General features: G+C 68.4%; 19 protein-coding genes and 5 pseudogenes. 14 read left to right on the forward strand and 10 right to left on the reverse strand.

Features of this window, described 5'->3' with window-relative positions; translation table 11 throughout:
* Positions 1–59 precede the first annotated feature (59 nt).
* Positions 60–1079, reverse strand: coding sequence for an alpha/beta fold hydrolase (locus BHS09_RS02315; protein ID WP_140796316.1), 1020 nt, complete (start codon positions 1077–1079; stop codon positions 60–62).
* 171 nt (positions 1080–1250) lie between these two features.
* Here BHS09_RS02315 and BHS09_RS02320 point away from each other — a divergent pair, with 171 nt between their 5' ends.
* From BHS09_RS02320 to BHS09_RS02330, 3 genes are all read left to right on the forward strand, one after another.
* Positions 1251–1526, forward strand: a complete 276-nt coding sequence (locus tag BHS09_RS02320) for a CBS domain-containing protein (protein WP_237080145.1) — start codon at positions 1251–1253, stop codon at positions 1524–1526.
* 25 nt (positions 1527–1551) lie between these two features.
* Complete coding sequence (locus BHS09_RS02325) at positions 1552–1824, forward strand: GIY-YIG nuclease family protein (protein WP_174258614.1); 273 nt, start codon at positions 1552–1554, stop codon at positions 1822–1824.
* 82 nt (positions 1825–1906) lie between these two features.
* Positions 1907–2290, forward strand: coding sequence for a PKD domain-containing protein (locus BHS09_RS02330; RefSeq protein WP_237077967.1), 384 nt, complete (start codon positions 1907–1909; stop codon positions 2288–2290).
* A gap of 17 nt (positions 2291–2307) precedes the next feature.
* Here the strand turns inward: BHS09_RS02330 and BHS09_RS02335 are convergent, their stop codons facing one another.
* Complete coding sequence (locus BHS09_RS02335) at positions 2308–2622, reverse strand: Asp23/Gls24 family envelope stress response protein (protein WP_140786882.1); 315 nt, start codon at positions 2620–2622, stop codon at positions 2308–2310.
* Positions 2623–2663: 41 nt separating this feature from the next.
* Here BHS09_RS02335 and BHS09_RS02340 point away from each other — a divergent pair, with 41 nt between their 5' ends.
* Positions 2664–2993, forward strand: coding sequence for a hypothetical protein (locus BHS09_RS02340; protein WP_171410561.1), 330 nt, complete (start codon positions 2664–2666; stop codon positions 2991–2993).
* Between the two features lie 28 nt (positions 2994–3021).
* On the forward strand, positions 3022–3447 hold the full coding sequence (locus tag BHS09_RS02345) for a hypothetical protein (RefSeq protein ID WP_237080146.1): 426 nt from the start codon (positions 3022–3024) through the stop codon (positions 3445–3447).
* 16 nt (positions 3448–3463) lie between these two features.
* On the opposite strand, the gene BHS09_RS02350 is transcribed toward BHS09_RS02345, so the two are convergent.
* The 6 genes from BHS09_RS02350 to BHS09_RS02375 all read right to left on the reverse strand — a co-directional run bounded on the left by BHS09_RS02350 (position 3464) and on the right by BHS09_RS02375 (position 9552).
* Positions 3464–4156 (reverse strand): radical SAM protein, encoded by a 693-nt coding sequence (locus BHS09_RS02350; protein WP_140797046.1) that lies wholly within the window; start codon positions 4154–4156, stop codon positions 3464–3466.
* Between the two features lie 89 nt (positions 4157–4245).
* Complete coding sequence (gene nudC / locus BHS09_RS02355) at positions 4246–5079, reverse strand: NAD(+) diphosphatase (RefSeq protein ID WP_140797047.1); 834 nt, start codon at positions 5077–5079, stop codon at positions 4246–4248.
* 72 nt (positions 5080–5151) lie between these two features.
* The gene (gene gloA / locus BHS09_RS02360; protein WP_140786886.1) at positions 5152–5538 is read right to left on the reverse strand and encodes a lactoylglutathione lyase; all 387 of its coding nucleotides are present in this window, start codon (positions 5536–5538) and stop codon (positions 5152–5154) included.
* A 64-nt stretch (positions 5539–5602) separates the two neighbouring features.
* A complete protein-coding gene (locus BHS09_RS02365) occupies positions 5603–7930 on the reverse strand; it encodes a glycosyltransferase family protein (protein WP_140797048.1) in 2328 nt (775 codons plus the stop codon).
* Between the two features lie 19 nt (positions 7931–7949).
* Positions 7950–8342: a hypothetical protein gene (locus BHS09_RS02370; protein WP_140786888.1), complete on the reverse strand. Its 393-nt coding sequence runs from the start codon at positions 8340–8342 to the stop codon at positions 7950–7952.
* Positions 8343–8361: 19 nt separating this feature from the next.
* Positions 8362–9552: an NAD(P)H-dependent flavin oxidoreductase gene (locus BHS09_RS02375; RefSeq protein ID WP_140786889.1), complete on the reverse strand. Its 1191-nt coding sequence runs from the start codon at positions 9550–9552 to the stop codon at positions 8362–8364.
* A gap of 600 nt (positions 9553–10152) precedes the next feature.
* Between BHS09_RS02375 and BHS09_RS40170 the strand changes: the two are divergent.
* A pseudogene (locus BHS09_RS40170) lies at positions 10153–10269 on the forward strand (transposase zinc-binding domain-containing protein); the annotation flags it as partial.
* A 133-nt stretch (positions 10270–10402) separates the two neighbouring features.
* Complete coding sequence (locus BHS09_RS39135) at positions 10403–10909, forward strand: transposase (RefSeq protein ID WP_237080147.1); 507 nt, start codon at positions 10403–10405, stop codon at positions 10907–10909.
* Positions 10910–11221: 312 nt separating this feature from the next.
* Here BHS09_RS39135 and BHS09_RS02395 read toward each other — a convergent pair.
* Positions 11222–11659 (reverse strand): annotated as a pseudogene (locus tag BHS09_RS02395) (LysR family transcriptional regulator); the annotation flags it as partial.
* A 609-nt stretch (positions 11660–12268) separates the two neighbouring features.
* On the opposite strand from BHS09_RS02395, the pseudogene BHS09_RS02400 reads away from it, so the two are divergent.
* Positions 12269–12598: pseudogene (locus BHS09_RS02400) on the forward strand (methyltransferase domain-containing protein); the annotation flags it as partial.
* 143 nt (positions 12599–12741) lie between these two features.
* Here the strand turns inward: BHS09_RS02400 and fxsT are convergent.
* A complete protein-coding gene (fxsT, locus tag BHS09_RS02405) occupies positions 12742–17583 on the reverse strand; it encodes an FxSxx-COOH system tetratricopeptide repeat protein (protein ID WP_201800546.1) in 4842 nt (1613 codons plus the stop codon).
* Positions 17584–17993: 410 nt separating this feature from the next.
* On the opposite strand from fxsT, the gene BHS09_RS02410 reads away from it, so the two are divergent.
* The 6 genes and pseudogenes from BHS09_RS02410 to BHS09_RS40175 all read left to right on the forward strand — a co-directional run.
* Entirely contained in the window at positions 17994–18503 is a 510-nt protein-coding gene (locus BHS09_RS02410) for a transposase (RefSeq protein ID WP_140797051.1), read from the forward strand.
* Between the two features lie 129 nt (positions 18504–18632).
* Positions 18633–20113 (forward strand): transposase gene (locus BHS09_RS02415; protein ID WP_237080433.1). Its coding sequence is split into 2 segments (ribosomal slippage): positions 18633–19482 and positions 19482–20113, totalling 1482 coding nucleotides; the frame shifts between segments, so codons are not numbered across the junction.
* A 78-nt stretch (positions 20114–20191) separates the two neighbouring features.
* Positions 20192–20656: pseudogene (locus BHS09_RS39140) on the forward strand (transposase); the annotation flags it as partial.
* 50 nt (positions 20657–20706) lie between these two features.
* Positions 20707–21012: a methyltransferase domain-containing protein gene (locus BHS09_RS02425; RefSeq protein ID WP_201800547.1), complete on the forward strand. Its 306-nt coding sequence runs from the start codon at positions 20707–20709 to the stop codon at positions 21010–21012.
* Positions 21013–21057: 45 nt separating this feature from the next.
* The gene (locus tag BHS09_RS38495) at positions 21058–21201 is read left to right on the forward strand and encodes a hypothetical protein (RefSeq protein ID WP_161605116.1); all 144 of its coding nucleotides are present in this window, start codon (positions 21058–21060) and stop codon (positions 21199–21201) included.
* Between the two features lie 344 nt (positions 21202–21545).
* A pseudogene (locus tag BHS09_RS40175) lies at positions 21546–21812 on the forward strand (type III polyketide synthase); the annotation flags it as partial.
* Positions 21813–21824: the final 12 nt, after the last annotated feature.

Consider the following 21824-nt stretch of genomic DNA (forward strand, 5'->3'; position numbering starts at 1 on the left):
TCATGGCGCGAGGCCCGTTCCGGTAGCACGCCGGGCAGGGCCGGACAACCTCACCGGGCCTACGGCTGCGTCGCGTGTGCGGAGAGGAACGCCTCCACCAGGGGGAAGATTTCGTCCGGGGCCCGGCGGCCCAGGACCAGGTCCGCGTGCCCGTAGTCCGCCCCGAAGCCGTGGGCCTTGCCGGCGACGAGGACCTTCACCGGCCCGCCCAGGTACTCCTTGGCGCGCGCCACCGCCATGGGCGGGGCCAGCAGGTCCTTGCTGCCCGCCAGCAGCAGGAAGGGGATGGTCACCCGGGGCAGGGACTCGCGGTAGTCGAACTCGCCGTTGTAGGACGTGAAGCGGTTGGTGGTGATCCACCGCGCGAACTGGCGCCCCACGCCGCCGGCGATGTCGGCGGGCACGTTGGCCAGCGCGCGCCGCACCACCTCCGTCTCCATGTTCTCCGCCAGCATCATGTAGCGGCTCATGGGCCCCGGCGGCGCGCCGAACAGGGCGATGCTGGTGACGCGGCTGGTGGGGATGACTCGCAGCTTCAGCACCGGCTCCACCTTCTGGATGAAGGTGCGCAGGCCCGGCTGCACCGCGAAGGTGAAGGGGCTGCCCAGGGTCACGGCCGCCCGCACGGGCGCCTGCGGCGTCTTCGCCAGGTGGGCGTAGAGCATCAGCCCGCCCTTGGAATGACCAACCCAGAGCACTTCCTTCGCACCTGTGGACAAGACGGTACGCACCGCGGTGCGCACGTCATGCTCGGCCTGGTCGTCGAAGTTGAAATCCGGGCAGTCGCCCGCCAGCCCCCGGCCCCGCAGCTCCAGCACCCAGGTCTCGAAGCCGGCGCGGGCAAGGTAGCGGGCCAGGCTGTACTGCTCGTCGAAGTCCATGTGGAAGCGGTTGGCCCCCAGCCCGTGGCAGAGGATGACGGGCTGGGCGAAGCGCTTCTCGCCTCGGGCGTGGTAGCGGCCCAGGGCAATGGAGGCCCCGTCGTCCGTGGGCACCCGGTACAGCTCGTCCGGGCGGAAGGTGAGCGTCAGCAGCCCCTCCTTCCCGCGCACCATCGTTCGCGAAAAGAGGTCCGCCATCCGGCCCAACCGTGCCACCTGTCGACGAGTCACGTCGCCAGTCTAAGCCGGACCGCGGGGCCATGCCGTGTTCATTGGTGAGCAAGCACCTGCCCGGCAGGACTGTTGCAGGGAGATGTAGGCAACGACTCGGAGGGCGTGGCAATGCGGCGGAAACAGGCTTGGAAGGAAGTGTGGTCCTCCCTTATCGCCACCGTTTTTCCCACGGATACCCTTCTGGCGGCCCTTCGGAAGATGGAGCGGCACCAGGTGCGGTTGTTGGGCGTGGTGGGTGAGGGGGGAGGGTTGTTGGGGTTGGTCAGCGAGGAGCACATCCTCGCGGCTTGGAGGGGAGATCCGCTGGCGCCGGTGTCCGGCGTCATGGCGCGGGCGGGGGCTCCCGGAGAGGCGCGGGCGGGGGGGCGGCGGTTGCGGCTCCAGGGCGCCCAGCCTCACGGCGCTGGGTGAGACGGCGGTCCCCGGGGGCGGTAGAGTGCGGCACGCCGTGCCGGACGAATCGCCCTCGTGGACTGTCTACATCCTGCGCTGCCGTGACGGCACGCTGTACACCGGCGCCACCAACAACCTGGAGCGCCGGCTGGCCACCCATGGCCGGGGGCGCGGGGCGGCGTACACGCGGGCGCGGCTGCCCGTCACCCTGGTGTGGAGCGAGGCCGCGGGGGACCGCGGCGCGGCGCTCCGGCGGGAGGCCGCCATCAAGCGGCTGTCTCGAGCGGAGAAGCTGCGCATGTTGGGGCGCCCCTGAGCGCTGGTGGCACGCCAGTGGGGCAATACCTCTCCCGATACAGGCGCGTTACTCTGGCGCCACCATCCAAAGGGGCCGGTTCATGTCTCACTCGTACTCGAAAGTGTTCGGGGCGCTGGTGCTGTTGGGGCTTGGTGTGTCCTGCCGGGCCAATCACGCTCCCAAGGTCTCCACGGGGCCTCGGCCTTCGCCGCAGGTCGTCGCGGCGGGAGGCGTGGTGTCCTTCGTCTTCGAGGTCGAAGACCCGGACGGGGATTCCATGACCTTCCAATGGCAGCAGCTCCCCGCGGAGCCCGCGGGCACCTTCAGCGACGCGACTGCGCGCAACCCCACGTGGGTGGCGCCCGAGGTGTCGGAGACGACGACCTTCGCCATCATGGTCACCGTGGAGGACAGCGAGGGCGATGGCATCATGGCCCAGGGGCCGGGCGTCATCGTCCATGCGGCGGCGTCCCAGGCGCCCTGAGCGCCGCGGGCCGCGCGTCAGGCGGTGGCGCGCGGCTCCGTGGGGGGCGGCGTCTGGCCGGCCTGCATCCGGGCCTTCCGGTGTGAGCGGCGCACGACGACCACGCCCAGGATGAGGAAGAGGCCGGCGCCCACGCCCCCGCCGATGACCTGGTACGAAATCAGGTCCGCGGACGTCTTGCGGACGACCTCGGGCAGGTTGCACATCGTCTGGGTGGCGTAGGGCGTCTCGTTGTACCAGCCCAGGTAGTTGGGCCCCAACCAGGAGGCGACCACGAAGCCCAGCAGGGCGCCCGCGAGGATGAAGTTGAGCAGCGTCTTGGCGGCGTTCATCGGCAGGCACCTCGGCTGGTTGACGTCGGGGCGTGCTTAATATGCGCACGCCAGCGCCGCAAAGCGTGGAACGTGTTAAGGGGGAGGACGTGCCGCTGCTCCCGCTCGCCATCCTGTTCGCCGCTCTCGCGCTGGGCTGCGCCGCTACCCTGCTCGTCCACGCCTTCCGGCGGAGCGTGGGCACGGGGGTGATGGTGCTGCTGATTCCCTGCTACATGCTCTTCTACGCCTTCAGCCAGTTCGAGCACCGGCGCAAGGGCCTCATCGTCGCGGGCTTCATGGCCAGCACCGTGCTGGCCGCCGTGTTCCTGGGACTGGGCCTGCACAGCCTTTCGGCGCTGGCCTCGCGCACCCCGCCCACGGGCTTCTGACGGCGGGGCGCCCGGCGTGGAAGGCCGCGTGCGGACCCCCGTCGGCGCCGTCTGCGCCACCCACCCGGACGAGGCCGCGGTGGCCACGTGCGCGCGCTGCGGCGGCTTCCTGTGCGGGGACTGCACGGAGCTGGCGGGCGAAACGCCCTACTGCGCGCCCTGCGTGGCGGTGCTGCGCAGGGAGGCGCGTCCGTCGCGGGTGATTCAGGTGGCGCTGGGGCTCAACGTGGCGGGCCTGGTGTGTCTGCCGTGCTCGCTGGCGTTGCCGCTGCCCACGCTGGTGGCGGGGTTGGCCGGCGTGGTGCTGGGCCCGCGGGAGCTGCGGCGCATTGCCCGGGGAGAGGGCGCCGAGCGCGGGCGGACCCTGGCGCGGGTGACCACGGGGCTCGGCTGGGTGAACCTGGGGCTGGCCTCGAGCTGGCTGGCCGTCGTGTTCTGGGGCTTCGGGCCTTGAGGGCCGGGCGCCGCGCTCACACGCCGCGCGCGTTCGGGTCCCACATGTACTTGTGCATCTGCAGCTGGAAGCGCACGGCGAGCCTGTCCTCGATGACCCACTCGGCGAGCTCGCGCGGGTGGAGCTTGTCGAACACGGTGGAGAACAGGCTGCCGTAGGGCTTCTGGAGCAGCTGGTGCTCGGCGATGAGCGCCTTGGCCCAGTCGTAGTCCTCGCGCGAGCCGATGACGAACTTCAGCTCGTCGTTGGCGTTCATCGACGTGAAGTTGCGGTAGTCGTTGCGCAGGTGCTCGCCCGAGGAGGGCGTCTTCATGTCGACGATTTTGTGCACCGCCGGAGGCACCAGCCGCACGTCGATGGCGCCGCTCGTCTCCAGCAGCACCTTGAAGCCGGCGTCGAGCAGCGCCTCCATCAGCGGGTAGACGCCGGGCTGGAGCAGGGGCTCGCCGCCGGTGACTTCCACCATGGGCGTGCGCAGGCCCTGCACCTCGCTGACGATGTCCGCGATTTTCCGGCGCGCGCCGCCGTGGAAGGCGAACTCGCTGTCGCAGTAGGTGCAGCGCAGGTGGCAGCCCGTGAGGCGGATGAAGGCGCACAGCAGCCCGGCGTGGGAGGACTCACCCTGGACGCTGAGGTAGATTTCCTTCACCACCACGGAGTCCGCGGTGGGGACGCGTCGGGGCTCGATATGTGGGCGCGCTGCGGGCATGGCTTCTTTGTTGATTCGGGGGAGGGGCGCTTCAACCCCAACCTACCGCGCCAGGTCAAGCGCGGCCTGTTGCCTCGCCTGAGGAGGGGTCAAGGGGCGGCGGGGCCCTTCACGCGCTCGACGAAGGCGTCGATGAGCTTCCGGGCAATGCTGAGCTTCGGGGGGATGCGCGGCAGGTTGTCCGGGCTGAACCAGTGGGCCTCGGAGATTTCCTTCTGGTCCACGGTGATTTCGCCGCCCGCGTATTCGGCGGTGAAGCCCACCATCAGCGAGCGGCCGAAGGGCCACGGCTGCGAGCCGAAGTAGCGGATGTTCTTCACGTCGATGCCGACTTCCTCCTTCACCTCGCGCGCCACGCACTCCTCCAGCGACTCCCCCGGCTCCACGAAGCCGGCGAGCGTGCTGAACATGGGCTCTGGGAATTGGGCGTTGTGCGCCAGCAGCATCGTGTCGCCGCGGGTGATGAGGACGATGATGGCGGGGGCGAGGCGGGGATAGAAGGGCGTCTTGTCCACCGGGCAGCGGCGGGCGCGCTCACCCGGAACCAACAGGGTGGGTTCGCCGCAGCGGCCGCAGAAGCGGTGGGTGAGGTCCCACTCGACAATCGCGAGCGCGCGGCCCGCCACGGCGAAGCGGGCGTCATCCACTCGCTTGAAGAGCGAGCGGGCGGCGACAGCCTTGTAGCCTTCCGGCGGGACGAAGTCCTGGGTGAACCCCGCCGCGTAGCAGTCCACGCCGTCCAGCGCTCCCAGGTAGTGCGCGGCGGCGGCGAGCTCCGGGAAGGCCGCGCCGGTGGGAATGGCGACGCCGTCCGCATGCTCGTGGACGAGCACGTCCATGCCCCGGGCGAGGAAGAGCAGGGCGCCCTCGCGGGGCCGGTCGGGCGGGGTGTGGTCGGGGACGAAGAGGGGGGCGGAGCTCACGGGGCCACACTAACGGGCCCGGGCCGGGTGTGCAGGCGTTGCGTGAGCTTCGGGCCTGGGATGGCGGTGGGCTCAGCTGTCCTTCTGGATGAGCTCGACCTTGTAGCCGTCCGGGTCCTCGACGAAGGCGATGACGGTGGTGCCGTGCTTCATGGGGCCGGGCTCGCGGACCACCTTGCCACCGGCCTGCCGGATGGCCTCGCACGTGCCGTGGATGTCACTGACGCCCAACGCGATGTGCCCATAGGCCGTGCCGAGCTCGTACTTCTCGACGCCCCAGTTGTGCGTGAGCTCCAAGGCGGGGTGGGTGTCCTCGGGGCCGAAGCCCACGAAGGCCAGGGTGAACTTGCCGTCGGGGTAGTCGTGACGGCGCAGCAACTTCATGCCGATGACCCGGGTGTAGAAGTCGAGCGAGCGCTCGAGGTCACCGACGCGGAGCATGGTGTGCAGGATTCGCATGCGGGCTTCATAACGCCATCATCGCGTCGCGTCATGCGTCCCCGCCGCCCGCTGCCCCGGAGACTCAGGGCTTTTCCTCGGACTGTGCCTTGGGCGGCACCGTGAGTGTGCCCACCTCGACATGGGACGACGGCAGCGCCTTTCTGTCCGCGCTCCGTCCGCCGATGCGTGAGCCATCACCCCCGGCGTGCCACAGGCCCACCACGACCTTCCGCTCGCCCGCGTCCCAGTCCTTCGTGGACACCGAGAAGGCGTCCCGCAGGAGCGTGTCCCGGGGCGCCTCGGCGAAGAAGTAGGTGCCGCCCAGCACCGGGTGGTCCGCGTTCTTCCGCTTGCTGCCCGGCGGGCCGGGGAAGTGGACGAAGATGCCCGCAGAGCGAGGCACCGGCCCGGTGACGCGCCAGTAGAGCACCAGGTGGAGCAGCCCCTCCGCGTCCGGCGCCGACGGTATCTCCGCGCCCACCAGCTCCACCGGCACGTCGAACCGCGCGCCCACGGGCTTCGCGGTGGGCGGCAGCGCCGCCACGCGCATCGGCGAGCCATCCGCGTTGAGGGGCACCGCGCGCGCCAGCGGCTCAGGTGACGTCGCCAGCAGCGCGCCCCAGGCCACCAGCGGCACACACGCCACGCCGATGGCCGCGGGCCCCAGCCGCCCGCGCAGTCGCCAGGCCACGAAGCCCAGGCCCAGCCACGCGAGCGCGGAGACCAGCGCGCCGCCCAGCCCGGAGCGCGGCAGGAAGCGCAGCACCACGCGGTGCGTCCCTTCCGCCACGCGCACGCCGAGGAGCCCGTCCTGGGACACCACCTCGCCCTCCGAGGACTTCCAGCCCGGGTGCCAGTTCTGGTTCACCAGCAGCACCGTGGGGCGCGTGGCCGTCACGTCCACCGTGACGCGGTTGGGGGTCCACTCCATGCGGCGCGCGGTGCCCGCGGAGGCGTCCTCCAGGTACTCCTCCTGGGGCAGGTCGCCGCGCAGGCGCTCGGACATGGGCACCGGCCACGCCTCGCCACAGGCGATGGAGCCCCGGTTGAGCGCCAGGAAGTAGCCCTGTGCCCAGCGGTTGCCGCGGGCCTGGGCGAAGGGGCGCTCCGCCTCCTCGGGAACGGGGCCGGGCGCGGGCACCATCTGCGACCAGCGGCTGAGCCGGTCGAAGGCGCGCACCTGGAAGCCCCAGCCCACGGCGATGACGACGCAGGCCACCACCGCGGCGGTGGGCCACCAGGACGTCGCCGTGCGCGTGGCCGGCACGCGCCACACGCGCACCAGCAGCACGGCGAGCCCCAGTGCCACCAGCTCCGCTAGGAAGAGCCCGGCGGGCACGAGGAAGCGCTCCGGATAGCGCAGCGTTCCGAAGACGGGCAGCAGCCGCAGCGCGCCGAACAGCGAGGGCACTGCGGAGTAGCCGGCCGCCATCCACACGCACAGCGCCGCCAACACCGCCGGGTACAGCGCGCGGCGCCAGGCCCACGCGGCCAGTGGAATCAGCGCGAGCACCGCGGGCGCGAGGAAGAAGTTGCCGGGGTCGCTGTAGCCGGAGCTCGCCGGCATCTGGAGCAGCATGCGCGCCAGCTCCTCCGCGGAGTTGCCCGGCGTGCCCGCCATGATGCGTGGCGCCGAGCGCATGGTCTCCACCAACGGCCACAGCCGGAACGCGCAGGCGCCCAGGGTGAACACGGCGGTGGCGCCCAGGGCCCACAGCGCGGACTTACGCCGCGGCGTCCCGCGCAGCCCGTACAGCGTGCGCCCGGCCTCCAGCGCGACGAAGAGCGCGCCCATGGGCACGGGATACGTGCCGCCGAAGCCCAGCAGCACCGCGAAGGTGCCGGCCACCACCGCGGCGCCCCGGAGATGGCCCTCCGCCGCGCGGCGCGTGCCCCACAGCAGCCAGGGCAGCAGCAGGAAGCCCGCGAAGTTGAGCCAGCCAATGGACCATGACAGCGCGGTGAAGCCCGCCAGGCCGAACAGCGGCGCCGCGCCGAGCGCCCCCAGCGCGGAGCCCACGCGCCGCCGCGCGTAGTGGAAGAAGCCCTCCATGCCGAGCACGAGGAAGGCCCAGAGCAGCAGCGGCTCCGCCGGCCGCGCGCCCATGAGCGCGGACACGAGCAGCGTGGGAGACGCAACGCGCGTCTGCGGACTGCCCAGCGCGTACTGTCCGCCGCAGGCCCACGGGTTCCACAGCGGGAGCTGCCCGTAGTGCGTCACCGTGCGCGTTCCCGCGTCCTCGTACGAGTGCAGCAGGTGCGCGTCGCGGAAGTCGTTCATGCCTCCGGCCTGCTGCAGCGGACGCCAGGCGGCAGCCAGCGCCAGCGCGGCGAACAGGGCCAGCCGCACGCTGGTGAGGGTGGCGGCGCGGTGGGCGAAGCGAAGCAGCCTGCGGGGAGGGGGCATCATGAGCGGAGGGCGCCGGAGCTCAGTCGTAGAAGGGGCGGGGCTTGCAGGGGCTGGCGGTGGCCTTGCGCGGGGGCAGCACGGGCTGGCCGTGCAGCTCCTCGTCGATGGCGCCCAGGACGTCCGTCACCGGCACGCGGCGGCGGCGGGCCTCGTCCAGCGCCCACTGGCGCTCGGACGCGCCGAAGTCATCGTCCTGGGACCAGCGGTCGCCGGGAAAGGACTGGCGCGACTTGCGGCGCCACTCCGGCTCCTGGCTCGCGGCGGCGTGGCCCACCAGCTTGCGCTCGGCAGCGTTCAGGGTGCGTTCGCGCGGCGGCAGCTCGGCCGTGGATGCGCGCACCACCGCGGTGGCACCGCACAGCGCGAAAGCCAGCCATCCGACCTGTGCCGTTCGTCGCCACCTTGCACCCATGAGGGCGCTCTACTCCAATTCAGCCCCGGCCGTCCTCATCCGCGTCGGCGTCCAGGCCATGCGGATCAGCGAGCACCCGGCGCGCTCGCTCCATCAACTCCACCACGATTTGTCCGGCGGGCAGCACGCTCTCGATGCGCGCCATGCTGGCGCCGCTGGCCGGCATGGCCATCTCTTCCAGGTTCCCCTCGGTGTCCGGGGTGGGCACGAAGGCGCTGTGCCGTGGCACGTCGACTAGGGGGCCGCCGCCTGGGGTGCCGGGGAACAGCCGGGTGGTGCCGATGCGCTCCGGTGTCGCCATGGGCATGGGCACGCGGCCCTCACGTCCCGTCCACTCGCGCACCACGCGGTTGCGCAGCACGCGCATGCGATGACCCGGCCACTCCCGTCCGAAGACGGTGGTGACGTCCGTGTCTCCCGCGTCCCCATCGACGATGCGCTGCTTGTAGGCCGGGTGGGCATGCGCTTCCACTGAGGCCACCATGCGCGTGCCCACCCAGACGCCGTCCGCGCCATGGAAGAGGGCTCGCGCCGCGCTGAGCCCGTCGGCGATGCCGCCCGCGGCCAGCACCGGCACCGTGTCCGTCAGTGCGCGCAGCTCGCGCACCAGCGCCAGGGTGGGCGTGGTGCTCTGATTGAGGCCGGACGCCTGCCGGCCCTGGGCGATGAGCCCGTCCACATCGAGCGACAGGGCCCGTCGAGCCACCTCGCCCGAGGGGGCCTGGGCCCAGACCCGGACACCCGCGGCCCGCAGCGCCGCCACCCACTCCTCGGGTGGCAGTCCACCGTGGAAGGAGACGATGGGCACGCGCCGGGCGATGCACGTCTCGATGTGCTCGCGCGTGGTGAAATGCCGGCTGTCCCGCTGGGCCATGAGGAAGTTCACGCCGAAGGGGCGCCGCGTGCCTGCCTGGATGGTGTGGAGCCGGACATCCAGGACGTCCGCCGGCTCCAGTGCGGCGCCGAGCATGCCCACGCCGCCAGCTTCCGATACGGCGATGACCAGCGGCGGCAGCGACACGAAGGCCATGCCGTCGCTGACGAATGGATAGTTCACCCCCAACTCACGCGTCAGCCGCGTGTGCAGGGTGTTGCCTTCCAGGACATAAATCGGAGGCCGCCGGGGCTCTGGACTCGAATCACCGCGCTCCTCGTCGGGCTCGGATTCACGGGAAGAGGGCGGGGAACGTCCGTCATTCGCTCCGTTCATCGGGTCTCCTGAAGCTGGCGGGCTCTTCGGCTTCTCCAAGGTTACCAGCAACCCTCTCGACCTAGAGGCGGGGAGCGGAAGAGGGCCTTCCAGGTTGGTTGCCGGGTAACAGCCGCGCGCCGGGCTTGGAGAGTACGGGACTTGAACCCGGGGGTAGTGCAATAGCAAACCCCAGGCAGGACGCGCTGTTACCCGCTATCGCCTTGAACTCACGTCGGTTCGTTGTGCCGCCCGAGCCTGTCTCGCCCCGTCTTGTCCCGTTCTCAGTCCCGCTGGAGGGTCACACTGGGGACACATGCGGCCCACCAGGGGCAACCCGCTCACGGACGCGAGCGGCCCGAATTCCCCAGCCTCACAGGGCTCACGAGAAGCCCGTGGGAGGCTGACGGTAGCGTGTGCCCTGGCGAGGTGGAGCTGGGGAGGGGCAGGTGGAGGAGCGGGGGATGGGCGTACCGGCGGAGGCAGCCGGAGGGGACGGTGCTGTACGAGGTGGTGAGGGAGAACCTTGCCACGCTGCTGGCGGAGGCGAGCGACGTGGGGCGCGGCCTGCCCCGGTATGTGGAGCGGGACTTCGCCAGGTACCTGGAGTGCGGCGTGCTGGTGCACGGATTCGTGCGGGTGCGCTGCGAGAGTTGTAAGGGCGAATTGCTCGTCGCCTTCTCGTGCAAGGGGCGAGGGGTGTGCCCCTCCTGCAACGCGAAGCGGGCGCAGGTGACGGCGGTGCACCTGGTGGAGCGGGTGCTGCCGCACGTGCCCTACCGTCAGTGGACGTTGTCCTTTCCGCACCGGGTGCGATGGGTACTGCTGAAGGAGAAGGGGCTGCTCTCGGACGTCCTCACCCCTGACTACCATGCGCTGGTACCGGAAGGCGTCTTCGTGCCGGGGGAGGGCGGCGTGCGCTTCGAGGCGTTGCCGCCGCCCACGCAAGGACCTGCATGCCAACGACAGGCAGGGACTGGAACGGCGATGCCGCTACGGTGCGCGCGGTGCGCTGGCGCTGGAGCGGCTGTCACGAGCGGAGGACGGCCGCAGCGCCTATCGGATGAAGCGCCCGCTGCCGGACGGCACCACGCACCTGCTCTTCACCGGGCAGGAACTGTTACGGCGTGTAGCGTCCCTGGTACCTCCGCCTCGGGCAAATCTCACGAGATTCCACGGCGTCTTCGCTCCAGGCGCCAGACTGCGGCCATTTCTGGTCCCTCAAGCAGGTGCGCAGGAGGCGAGCGCGGGGCTTGAGGCAGCGGCCGGGAAGGAGCGGGTGAAGGAGAGGACACCGCGAGTGGACTTTCGCCGAGTTGCGCAGGAGGACGTTCGACTTCGACGTGTTCGCCTGCATGAGGTGTGGAGGCAGGCTTAAGAGTGTTGGCGTACGTGAGGGGGGCCCCCGGGGTGCGGGCGATTGTGGAGCACCTGGGCTTGCCCACGGCCTGTGCGAGGTTGGCCCCGGCACGAGGGCCACCCCAGGCCGTGTGGTGTTGAGGCTCAAGACAGCCAACAGGCCAAGGCTCCTGCCACGCACCTGATGGGAGCGCGGCCTGGGCAGGCGTGTGCCCCAAGGGGGCTCAAGCGGCCTGTCCACCGGCCGGGAGCATCGCTCGGGCGGCCCCTTCAGCGGTCCTCCTAGGCCCCTCTGCACCCTCCCTTCCCCTCAACAGGGCCCCCATTCCTCTTATGCGCTGAGGTCCAGGTCCGCGCCGGCGATGCCCAGCGTCGCGCGCCGCTCGCGCACGCGCTCCGTCACCGCGGACAGCAGCTCCACCTCCAGCGCCAGCTCCACACCCGGGTGCGTGCGCGCCAGCTCCCGCACGAAGTCCAGCAGTGCGTCGGTGGGGAACACGGCGTCCACCACCAGCGACAGCTTCGTCTCCTCGCCGATCTTGATCCGGCCCACCACCGCCTGGAACGAGGCGATGTCCTCGTGGAGTCGCTGCGCCGCCGCGACGACGGCTTCTCCCTTCGCCGTCAGACGCGGGACGCGCCCGCTCCGGTCGAAGAGCCGCAGGCCGAGCTGCTTCTCCAGCCGCTGCATGGCCTGACTGACGGCCGGCTGCCCCTGGCCGAGCTTCCGGGCCGCCGCGGAGAAGCTGCCCTCCTCGGCCACCGCGCGGAGCGTGCGGAGCTAGTCGATGGTGACGCTTTCGAGCACCGCGCGACTGCATCACATCGACGGCGATGATGCACGCGCGCGTCCTCGCGCTCCTTCTTCGAGGCCAGCCAGGAGGCGATGGGCGAGGCCAGCGTCGCGGCGGTGCTCTCCGGGAGGGCGCCCCGGAGCATCTCGCGGGAGATGGCCTCCGCAGCGCCGATGATACCCACGCAGCGCTGTCGCAGCGTGTCCCGGGGCAGACGTGTACCCAAGGGGCAAGCAGTCTGTCTACCGGCCGGGAGCATCGATCGGGAGGCCCCTTCAGCGGTCCTCCTCGCCCCCTCCGCTTCAGCCCTCACCCTCAACAGGGCATCTATCCCGCCTATACGTCCCATGGCAACTCTCCTACCTCGACGGTTATGCCTGCACCGCCGCAAAGTAGGGCTCGGTGGGCTTCCTCTACTCGCGTGGCTGGCCGACTGCTTCATCTCCTATGTGTTCCAGCCTGCCAACGAGTCGCAGATGCGCAACCGGTACATTCGCCGGCTGGAGTTGGAGTCACTGCGGCCTCCCGAGGACGGGCAGTCAGTGCGGGTGCTGGAGGTGGGGTAGGCGCAGGGGCGAACCCGCCGCTCATGCGCTGGAGCTTGCAGGGGGCTGGACGTGGAGGTGTCGGGAGTGGAGCTGAGCGACTGTTTGTTGAAGCGCTGCCGTCGGCGGATGCGGCGGGGGGACTCGGACGTGCGGCTGATGATGGCCGACACGCATGCGTTGCCTTTTCCTGACTGGAGCTTCGAGCAGGCGCTGCACGTGGGAGGGATGGAAGGGTACCGGGAGTCGGCGACAGCGCTGGCGGAGATGGCGCAAGTGGCGCGGCTCGGGACGCCCCTGGTGGGGGGACGAGCAGCTAGCCCCGGCCTTTCGTCCGTCGCTGTTCCAACGCGTGGCGTGGCGTTCTAGGCGCTGACGTTCTACTCGAAGGAATCGCACCGTCCCCGGAGACTGCTGTTTTCCTGGAGTGTCTGTGATTACTGGGTGACGTCGTTTGCTTCTGTATGTCTTTTGGGGTGGCGGAGCCGATGGCCTGACGGCCCCGGGGTTCCTCAGCGGAAAGCTGGGTCGAGCTGCCCCAGGTAGTCGCGGATTCGAGGGATGAGTGGATGAGCGGGCTCAACCCTGGTCAGGATGGTCAGAGCGCGCTTGCACTTTTTGATGGCGAGGTGGGTCTTGCCCATGCCTTGCAGGGGAAGCGCCATGGTGAACATGACGATGGCGCATTCGGTGCTCTCGGCTCCCAGGGCCTTCGTCGAGAGGACCAGCGCCTTCTCAAGGTGAACAAGCGAGAGCTTGGGTTGATCGAGGTTACTCAGCGCGGTGCCGAGGACGTTATGCAGATGGCTTTGATTCGCGGGGGTGAGCTGAGCGCTGTTTCCGTAGCGAAGGGCTCGCTCGATGCACTCGCGGACCTTCTTCCAGTCTGCGCGCGATAGGTGGATTTCCCCCTGGAGGCAGAAGATTCCAAAGAGGTACTGCTGGGCCGAGGCGTGCTTCCTGCAGAGCGCCTCGGCCCGGGAGAGCTGCTCAAGCGCGGGCTCGGTCTCTCCGAGGTCCCAGAGGACTCTGGCGAACAGGATGAGGTCTTGCATCAGTCCGAAAGGTTCCTCTTCGGCCCAAGCCTCCTGGATCCTCACGGCTCGTTCACTGAGGTCCCGGCTCGTCCGCAGGGAGCCTCGGGCGTAGTGAAGCTGGCTCAGCGCGGAAATCGCCCGTACGCGCAGGCGATGCGTGCTTCCCAGCTGCTGCTCGCCGAGCCTCATGACCTGTTCGAACTCGGCTTCGGCCTCACGATGCGCGCCTTTTGCCTGGAGGATGCATCCCAGCGCGATGTGTGCGCTGGCCATTCCCAGGGCCGAGGTGGGCGTTGCTGCGGAGCAGAGGCTCAGTGTCTGCTTGGCACAGTCTTCGGCCCGTTCGAGATCCCCCACCTCGAAACAGGCCTGTCCTAGGGGGCCCAGGAGCGAGAGCCGCCTGTCGAGGAAGGAGCTATCGAGCTGCGAATAGAAGGCCAGCGCCTGCTCAAGATATGGCCGCGCAGCGGCAGGTTCGCGCTGGTCCAGCAGGTTCTGGCCCAGGCGCGCGGCAATCTGCGTGGTGATCAGTTTGTCGGACCCGTACAGGGCTCTGGACAGCTCAAGCGCTTGTTTCAGGCGGTGGCTGGCCTTGAGCAGCTTGTCCTGCTCCTCCAGGACCAGTGTCAGTGGACTGAGGATGCGAAGCTGCGCCCGCGCATCCGCGATTTCCTTGCCGAGTTCAAGTGCTTGCTCAAGGGTGCCCTCCGCCGCGGCGAGTTCTCCTTCCTCGTGGAAGATCTGTCCTAGTTCGTACTGGATGATGCACAGGGCGCGCTTGTCATTGGTCGCATGCGCGAGCCGCTTGGCCGCCTCCAGGCGTGGCCGAGCCGCCTGGAGTTCACCGGTCACCCGCAGGGCTCCGCCAAGGTATGTCAGCAGGTAGAGCCGCCTTACTGGCTCGACCTCCGCTCCGGCGAAGCCCAGGGCCTTTTCGAGATGAGGGACGGCTTGTGCTCCCTGCCCATGGAAGTACAGAAGTCTGCCGAGTTGCTGATGAATTTCAGCGGACTGGATGTCCTCGGGCTGAAACTGCTCCTGGAGCTCAATGGCCTTCTCCATCCGGGCCTGGGCCGTGGGGATGTCGTCCGCTTCTTCATAGGCGGCGGACAAACTCATGAGCGCGGAGATGATTAGGCGGTGCGGGAGTGGGTCCTGTTTCGAGAATATGGCCACGGCGCGCTCGAACATCTCCACGCCGGCCATCCATTTTTTCTGTTGAAACAGGATGGGGGCGAGGTTGTTCAGGTCGATGGCGACTTCCATGTGCTGGGGGCCATAGACCTTCTCATCGATGGCCAGGGCGCGCTCAATGTAGCGCCGGGCCTCTGGAAGGTCTTCACCACGCGCCAAGAAGTTCCCCAGATTATTACAGACGTTCGCAACGTTTGGATGTTCAGGCCCTACCTTGTGTTCGTGCAATGCGAGGGAACGCTCAAAACATTCCCGTGCTGCTTCATTCTCTCTGAGTTCATCGAGAAGTTGTCCATAATTGTCAAGGAACGTGGCCAGCATTCCGTCATCTTGCTCATTGGAGGCTTCTTTGATGGCAATGGCCCGCTGGAAGCAGTCTTTTGAGCCTTCCAGGTTCTTGAGCTTGTGAAGGGCGCGCGCAAGATTGTTGAGGGTGGTCGCCACTTCGGGATGGGATGGACCTAGGCGCTCCTCCTCAATTTGGAGAGCGCGCTCACAAAAATCACGTGCCTTGGTTGGATCTCCTAAGTGCAGATAAGTATTGCCTAGGCCTTTCAGGTCTAGTGCTACGTGGGGATGGTTAGGTCCATAGATAGCTTCCAGCGTGGTGAGCGATCTCTCAAGTAGCTCACGTGCCTCTCGATAGCGGCCAAGCTTCTCCAGAACCCTTGCGTATTCGGCACGAATCACGGCAACCGCGGGATGTCGCGGTTCGAGCCGGGCTTCCGCTAATGTAAGGGCTTGTGCAAGGTACTCTGCTGCCTCCTCAAATCGGGCCTGTCGCGTGAGCGTAGCTCCAAGAAGGAAGAGGCACGTGGAGTAGCCTCCATTTTTTGTGGTAGGGGTGTGTAGTGATAGGGCTTGCCGGGCCTTATTCTCGGCGTCAATTAATGCACCTCGTGACAAGGCGAGGCCGGAGAAGGAGGCGAGAATATTGGCTACATCTGTCTTTGAGTCATCGCTGGGTCCAGACGCTTGAAGGAGCTGAGACGCTTGTTCAAGAAGTGTCTGGGCTTGTGGATATTCACCTAAGTTCGTCGCGATGTCGCCTAAGCCTGCGATGAAGCGCGCCTCGGTCAGCGAGCCGTCTCCGGGGTGCTTGCGCACTAGGTCGAGCCCTTGCTCAAGCAGGGCTCGAGCCTGCGAGTATTCGGCCTGGGTCTCCAGATAGGATCCCAGACGCCACAGTAGCTCAGGGAGGAGGTCTTTGCCTGCGGCGGAGCTACGGGCGTTCTCACAGACCGCCATGGCGTGGGGAAGCAGCTCCGCGCAGCGGGTCCATGTCTGAAGGTCGTAGGTATCGAAGACGAAGAGCTTGTGGAGCAATCGCAGCGCGGCCTCCTCCCCTCGCCCTCGCTCTCCTCCAAGGCGGTCGAGCTTCACCGCCTGGACGAGCCGGTGAAACAGCAGTTGATGGTGAAGGACTTGGACGAGGGAGTACCGGCTTAGCGCGCTGATGGCCTCATCCATCAGGAGCTCATCGCCCCCCACGGCGGAGAGCTGCTCCGGAAGCAGCGCGGCGCCCTCTACGAGCAGCTTGCTGGGAATGGGGCTGGGCGCCATGAAGGCGCAGAGCGAGAGCAGCGCCGCTCCGGCGGGAGACTGGGACTGGACCTGCTCGAAGGAGAGTTCCCAAGTGGCTTCCACCGTGTGGGGATAGTCCGAAGGAGGTCCTGGGCGGGAGAGTAGTCTCTGTCGGTGCCGCTCGAAGAGGGACAGGTAGTCCGCGAGCGGCTTCTGCGTCTGCTCCATGTAGGCTGCGGCTTGGGCCAAGGCCAGAGGAAGGTCCCCCAGCGCCCCCGCGAGCGCGCGGGCTCCGGCCGTGTCTGTTTGTCCGGTGCGCCTCAGGAGGAAATCCGTGGACTCCGCTCGGTCGAGTACGTCCACCTGGCAGGGAGTGGCCAGACCGCGCCAAGCGGGGTTGAGAGAGGTCACCAGGATGTGTCCTGGCGCTGTCGTGAGCGGCAGGTATGGGCGCAGGTCCGCTTCCTGCCTTGCGTTGTCGAAGACCAGCAGCCAGCCTGTGTTGCGCTGGAGCCAGAGCCTGACCGCTTTCACCCGCACGGACTGTTCCGCCACGGTGGCCTCAGGAAGGCCCAGTGCATCGCTCAGCCCTGCGTAGCTCGCTGCGAGCACGGCCGGCTCATCGGCACGGACCCATAGGATGTGCGAGTGGTCCGGTGTGTCCAGGGCATGTCGCCGCGCATACTCGACCGCGAGTTGGGTCTTCCCGACTCCTCCCAATCCATGGAGCGCCAGGGCTCGCGTCGGGGTGGAGAGGAAGTGTGTTCGGATGGTCTTGAGCAGGGGCGCGCGGCCCGTGAAGTTCGGGTTGGGAGGGTAAGGCACCGTCCACACCGGCTCCGTGGGGAGGGCTCGCGCGCCGGAAGGGGCCGGGGGGAGGCGGAACGTAGCCAACAGTTCGAATGCGAACGCGCTGGCATGCTGCGAGGCCAGTTCCTGCGAACCCGTCGCATCGGCCGCCGCTTTCGCGTCGATGCAATCGGAAATGCCCCGGATGACTAGCGCGTCCACTCCACGGTTCGCGCGCGTGGCGATCAGGAAGCCTCGCCCCTCCATCTCCACGGCCACGGCATCGCCGTATTGCCTCCGCAGGCGCTGGAACTGCTCGGAGCGGGTGCTCGCGACGACCTTCTCGCCCGCAGCGATAGGGCCTGGAAGCGCGCGGGGCTCGGCGCTGGGAGGCGGCGCCGGGATGCGGCTCTTCCAGTCGTCCCTCCTGGCGATGGCCCGAGCCCGCTGCTCCAGCGGGTAGCTGCTCTCTCCCACATCCGGCCGGGGCTCGAACTGCTCGGTCTCCTTCCCGGACTCGTAGCCGTAGACCTTGGGAGCGAAGACGACGTCTCCGATTGAGACGTCCTTCAACCCTCCGGCGACACCCACGAACAGCACGACTTCGGGGAGGAAGAACTGGATGGCTCGCTCGGTCTCGAACGCTGTGCGCGTGTTGCCCGCACCGACTTCGACGAGGAGCACCTCCCACGTGCCACTCTGTCCGTGAAAGTGGCCCTGCTCATAGACGGTTCCTTCTGGGTGGGTTTTTTCGTGGGCCTCTTTCAGGTGCGACCTGACCGCGCGGAACTCAACCTGGAGCGCGGTCATGATGACTGCCCTTCGCGTCTGTCCGGCCTGTGCTCTTGTGGGCATGAGGGCATCTTCGCCCGTCGTCCCGAGGTCGTCTTGAAGAAAGGTGGACACCAGAGGACGGGTGCTCGTTTATGCCATCCGGGGTAAATCTTTGCCTACCCTACGATGGCGAGCATGTGGCATCAGGCGTCGGATGCCTTTTGTGCGGCGGAGTCGCTCCAGGGGGTGGACGGCCGCAGCATAGAAGTTCTCCCGCCGCATCGTCAGCATGCGGCTGAAGTACGCCTTCTTGAGGCGACCCCAGAGACTCTCAACTCGGTTGAGCCCCCTGTGTCAGGGAAGAAGTCGCCTCGGCTGACGTGCCGAGCTGAGGCGCCTTTGGAGGCGAGAGCAGGCAGGACGCAGTGCCGTACACGGATGCATTCATGATGCAGATGGTGAAGCGGATGGTGGGCCCAGGCGCGGTGAGTGCCGCGGCGTTGGCCCGCCAGGTGGGAGTCTCTCAGCCGACGCTGTCGCAGTGGTTGCGGGAGGCGAATAAGTTGGCGGCCATGGCGCCCCCGCCCGAGGAGAAGCCCGTCGGCCCCAAGAAGTGGACGCCCGAGGAGAAGTTGCGCGTGCTGGCGGGGGCGCATGGACTGGCGGGCGAGGCATTGGGAGCGCTGCTGCGCCGCGAGGGGCTGCACGAGGGGCAACTGGAGGAGTGGCGCGCGGCTGCCGCTGGAGCCCTCTCCCAGGGCACGAAGGAGGCGCCGTCCGGGGCCCTGACGGCCGGTCAGCGCCGGCGGCTGGCCGTCTCGGAGAAGCGAGTGAAGGAACTCGAGCGCGAGCTGCGCCGCAAGGAGAAGGCGCTGGCCGAGGCGGCCGCACTGCTGGTGCTCGAAAAAAACTACGCCGGCAAATACCTCCTGCCCTCCTCGGTGTTGCCTCCATAGGGAGGTGGCACCATGGGACGCACGACTGCCCACCCACCGGCGAGCAGGCAGGTGGGGTTGGAGAACCATCGACGGCGGTGCTCCGCGTGCGGAGGGCCCGCCCCAGCGGACTACCGGGCACGGCGGAACGTGGTGACGCTGGAGGCGGTGGTCGCCCTCAAGGTGCAGGTGCGAGTGTGCCACCGGAAGGGTTGCCCGTTGTACTTGAAGCCCGTGCGTGCCGAAGAAGAGGGCCGGTGGGCGCTGCCGGACCATGAGTTCGGCCTGGACGTCATCGCCTTGATTGGGGCACTGCGCTACCACGAGCACCGCAGCGTCCCGGAAATCCATGCAGTTCTTCGCGCACGGGGCGTCTCCATTTCCGAGCGCAGTGTCACCAATCAACTCGACCGGTATGATGAGTTGCTGGCACTGCGAATGACAGACAGCCGGCGACTGCAGCAGGTGACACGTCAACAGGGCCGGGTGGTGTTGGCCATGGACGGATTGCAGCCCGAGGTGGGCCATGAGGTGTTGTGGGTGGTGCGCGACTGCCTCTCCGGCGAGGTGCTGGCAGCCCGTAGCTTGCTGGGCAGTGGCGAGGCGGAGTTGGCCCCGCTGCTCCAGGAGGTGAAAGCGGCGCTGACGGTGCCCATTGCCGGAGTCGTCTCGGATGGCCAGCGCTCCATCCGCAACGCGGTGGCCTCGGCGCTGCCTGGGGTGCCTCACCAACTCTGCCACTTCCACTACCTGCGTGAAGCGGCCCGCCCCCTCTACGAAGCGGACCGGCACGCCAAGAAGCTGCTGAAGAGCCATGTGCGAGGAGTACGGGTTATCGAGCGCGCCGTCGAAGGGCGCCAGGACGCCCAATCACAGGCCGTCCGTGGCTACTGCGCCGCGGTGCGCAGCGCCTTGACGGACGACAGGCGCCCGCCCCTGAAGCCCTCCGGCTTGGAGTTGCACCGGCGACTGCGAGCGGTTGAAGCGAGTCTCCGCCGGGCAGAAAAAGGGGGGCGCGCGCCAGAGGACTGACACGGCTGCGCCAGCTATTGAGGCGCGGTCTGATGCAGACGGCGGGGATGTGGCCACCACTGAAGGCGGCCTTCCGGTGGGTAGAGCGTGTCGCCGAAATCCTCACCAATGCCTCCGGCGAGAAAGGCTGTCACGTCAAGAGGCGCATGGCCGGCCTTGTCGGCGCACTGGCGCATGCCGTGCGACGCACCCGCTCCCCCCACCGCGCGGCGCTGGCACATTTCCTCCTGGAGACGCGTCGCTATTGGCCCGGCCTCTTCCATTGCTACGACGTACCCGGCCTGCCTCGCACGGACAATGACTTGGAGCACCTGTTTGGTAGTTGCCGCTACCACGAGCGCAGGGCCTCGGGCCGGCGCCGCGGAAGCGAGGGCCTGGTGGTGCGCGGACAGGTGCGAGTCGTCGCCGCAGTGGCGACCCGACTTGCCCCCACTGTCGGCGCGGAACTGGCCCCCAAAGACATCATCGCGTGGAGGAATCTGCGTGCCTCCCTTCGAAGACGGCAACACGCGCGAATCTTGGGCCGTCGATTCCGGGCCAATCCGAACGCCTACCTCGCAGCGATTGAGCGGGAGCTCAGGAGAGCTTTGCCGGCGTAGAAAAAAACTTCAGGCGATGGGTTGGGACGAGAAGGACTCGGGCGACGAGGACGACGCAGCGGACGAGACGTGCGAGAAATGACGCTCGCGCTCGTCGACGAGGCGCTGGAGAAGGGCGTGCGTCTGGAGGCTATCTGCTCTCGGCTCGGAGTCGTCCCGCGCACTATTCAGCGCTGGAGGAAGCCCGCGACGTCCGAAGACAGGCGGTGCGGTCCGCATACCCGGCCGGCCAACCGACTGTCCGAGGTGGAGCGACGCCGCATTCTGGTGGTGGCCAACAGCGAGGAGTTCCGGGACGCCTCACCCAAGCAGATTGTCCCCAGGCTGGCCGACAGGGGCGAGTACGTGGCCAGCGAGGCGAGCTTCTACCGGGTGCTGCGTGAAGCAGGGCAGTTGGCCCATCGCGGCCGCGCCAAGGCGCCCACGCCCAGGCCTCCGGCAGAGCACACCGCCACCGGGCCCCGCCAGGTATGGAGTTGGGAGATCACCTACCTGCGTGGCCCGGTGAAGGGCAGCTTTCTCTACCTGTACCTCGTGGTGGACGTCTTCAGCCGTCGCATCATGGGCTTCGCGGTGCACGAAGAGGAGTCGTTATGCGCTACTACGACGGGACCGGGAGCGTGGACTACCGCGTGGCGGACGCCTACGTCCTGCCCTTCGACGACGGGTGCTTCGACGTCGTCACCTGCATGGACTTCCTGGAGCACGTGGAGGAGCCCGCGCGCGTGGTGGCGGAGGCAGCGCGCGTCCTGGCCCCCGGAGGCCTGTTCTTCTTCCATACGTTCAACCGCAACTGGCTCGCCGGACTCATCATCATCCAGGCGGTGGAGTGGTTCGTGCCCAACAAGCCCGACCACCTGCATGTGCTGAGACTCTTCATCACCCCTGAGGAACTCTAGGGCCACTGCGAGGCGGCCGGCCTGCGCACGCGGGAGCAGGTGGGGTTGCGGCCCCACTGGCGCTCCCGTGCGTTCCTCCAAACCCTGCTCACCCGGCGGGTGGCCTCCGACTTCCGCTTCGTCTTCACGCCGTCGCTGAACCTGTCCTACCTGGGCTTCGCCGTGAAGCCGTCCGCCCTCCCGACCTGAGTCCACCGCCGCGCGAAGGCGCGGTTTCACCTCCCCTTCCGGGCGACGCCAGGAGGGACGCGGAGCCACGCATGCCCCACGCCCCCCAGGAACTCCTGCCCACCCTCATCCGACTCGCGAGCGCGGTGCCAGGGCAGTCCTGGTCCCAGCAGGACCTCTACGAACAGAGCTTCCCTCACTGGTACCGGCGACTTCCCGACGCGGAAGCGATCTTCCAGCGCTCGGGCGTGGAGCGCCGCGGCCTCTACCTGGACCCCTTCGAGGCCATGAGCACGCCGAGGATGCCCACCGGGGACCGGATGCGGCTGTGGAAGCAGGGCGCCCTGGAGCTGAGCCGACGCTCGATGACGGAGGCGCTCGCGGGCTTCGACACGCGTTCGCTGGGGAGCCTGGTGATGGTGAGCTGCACCGGCTACGACACCCCGTCACCGGACCTGTTGCTGGCGGCGGAGCTCGGCCTGTCCCCCACCCTGCGCCGGACCTTCGTCGGACACATGGGCTGCTTCGCGGCGTTCAACGGACTCAAGGTAGCCTTGGATGCGCTGGCCGCCCGCCCGGACGAGGCCGCGCTCGTCGTGTGCACCGAACTGAGCTCCGTGCACACGCGCGACGAGGCCACGGTG

It is taken from the genome of Myxococcus xanthus (genome assembly GCF_006402735.1).
GTDB classification, from domain to species: domain Bacteria; phylum Myxococcota; class Myxococcia; order Myxococcales; family Myxococcaceae; genus Myxococcus; species Myxococcus xanthus_A.

What these genes read in the sequence shown, in the direction of transcription:
- BHS09_RS02350 (WP_140797046.1), bottom strand. Translation starts at nt 4,156, where the DNA reads ATGCCCGCAGCGCGCCCACATATCGAGCCCCGACGCGTCCCCACCGCG.
- BHS09_RS39135 (WP_237080147.1), top strand. Translation starts at nt 10,403, where the DNA reads ATGCGCTGGTACCGGAAGGCGTCTTCGTGCCGGGGGAGGGCGGCGTGC.
- fxsT (WP_201800546.1), bottom strand. Translation starts at nt 17,583, where the DNA reads ATGACCGCGCTCCAGGTTGAGTTCCGCGCGGTCAGGTCGCACCTGAAA.
- BHS09_RS02315 (WP_140796316.1), bottom strand. Translation starts at nt 1,079, where the DNA reads ATGGCGGACCTCTTTTCGCGAACGATGGTGCGCGGGAAGGAGGGGCTG.
- BHS09_RS02365 (WP_140797048.1), bottom strand. Translation starts at nt 7,930, where the DNA reads ATGATGCCCCCTCCCCGCAGGCTGCTTCGCTTCGCCCACCGCGCCGCC.
- BHS09_RS02425 (WP_201800547.1), top strand. Translation starts at nt 20,707, where the DNA reads ATGCGCTACTACGACGGGACCGGGAGCGTGGACTACCGCGTGGCGGAC.
- gloA (WP_140786886.1), bottom strand. Translation starts at nt 5,538, where the DNA reads ATGCGAATCCTGCACACCATGCTCCGCGTCGGTGACCTCGAGCGCTCG.
- BHS09_RS02375 (WP_140786889.1), bottom strand. Translation starts at nt 9,552, where the DNA reads ATGAACGGAGCGAATGACGGACGTTCCCCGCCCTCTTCCCGTGAATCC.
- BHS09_RS02330 (WP_237077967.1), top strand. Translation starts at nt 1,907, where the DNA reads ATGTCTCACTCGTACTCGAAAGTGTTCGGGGCGCTGGTGCTGTTGGGG.
- BHS09_RS02410 (WP_140797051.1), top strand. Translation starts at nt 17,994, where the DNA reads ATGATGCAGATGGTGAAGCGGATGGTGGGCCCAGGCGCGGTGAGTGCC.
- BHS09_RS02335 (WP_140786882.1), bottom strand. Translation starts at nt 2,622, where the DNA reads ATGAACGCCGCCAAGACGCTGCTCAACTTCATCCTCGCGGGCGCCCTG.
- BHS09_RS02340 (WP_171410561.1), top strand. Translation starts at nt 2,664, where the DNA reads ATGCGCACGCCAGCGCCGCAAAGCGTGGAACGTGTTAAGGGGGAGGAC.
- BHS09_RS02370 (WP_140786888.1), bottom strand. Translation starts at nt 8,342, where the DNA reads ATGGGTGCAAGGTGGCGACGAACGGCACAGGTCGGATGGCTGGCTTTC.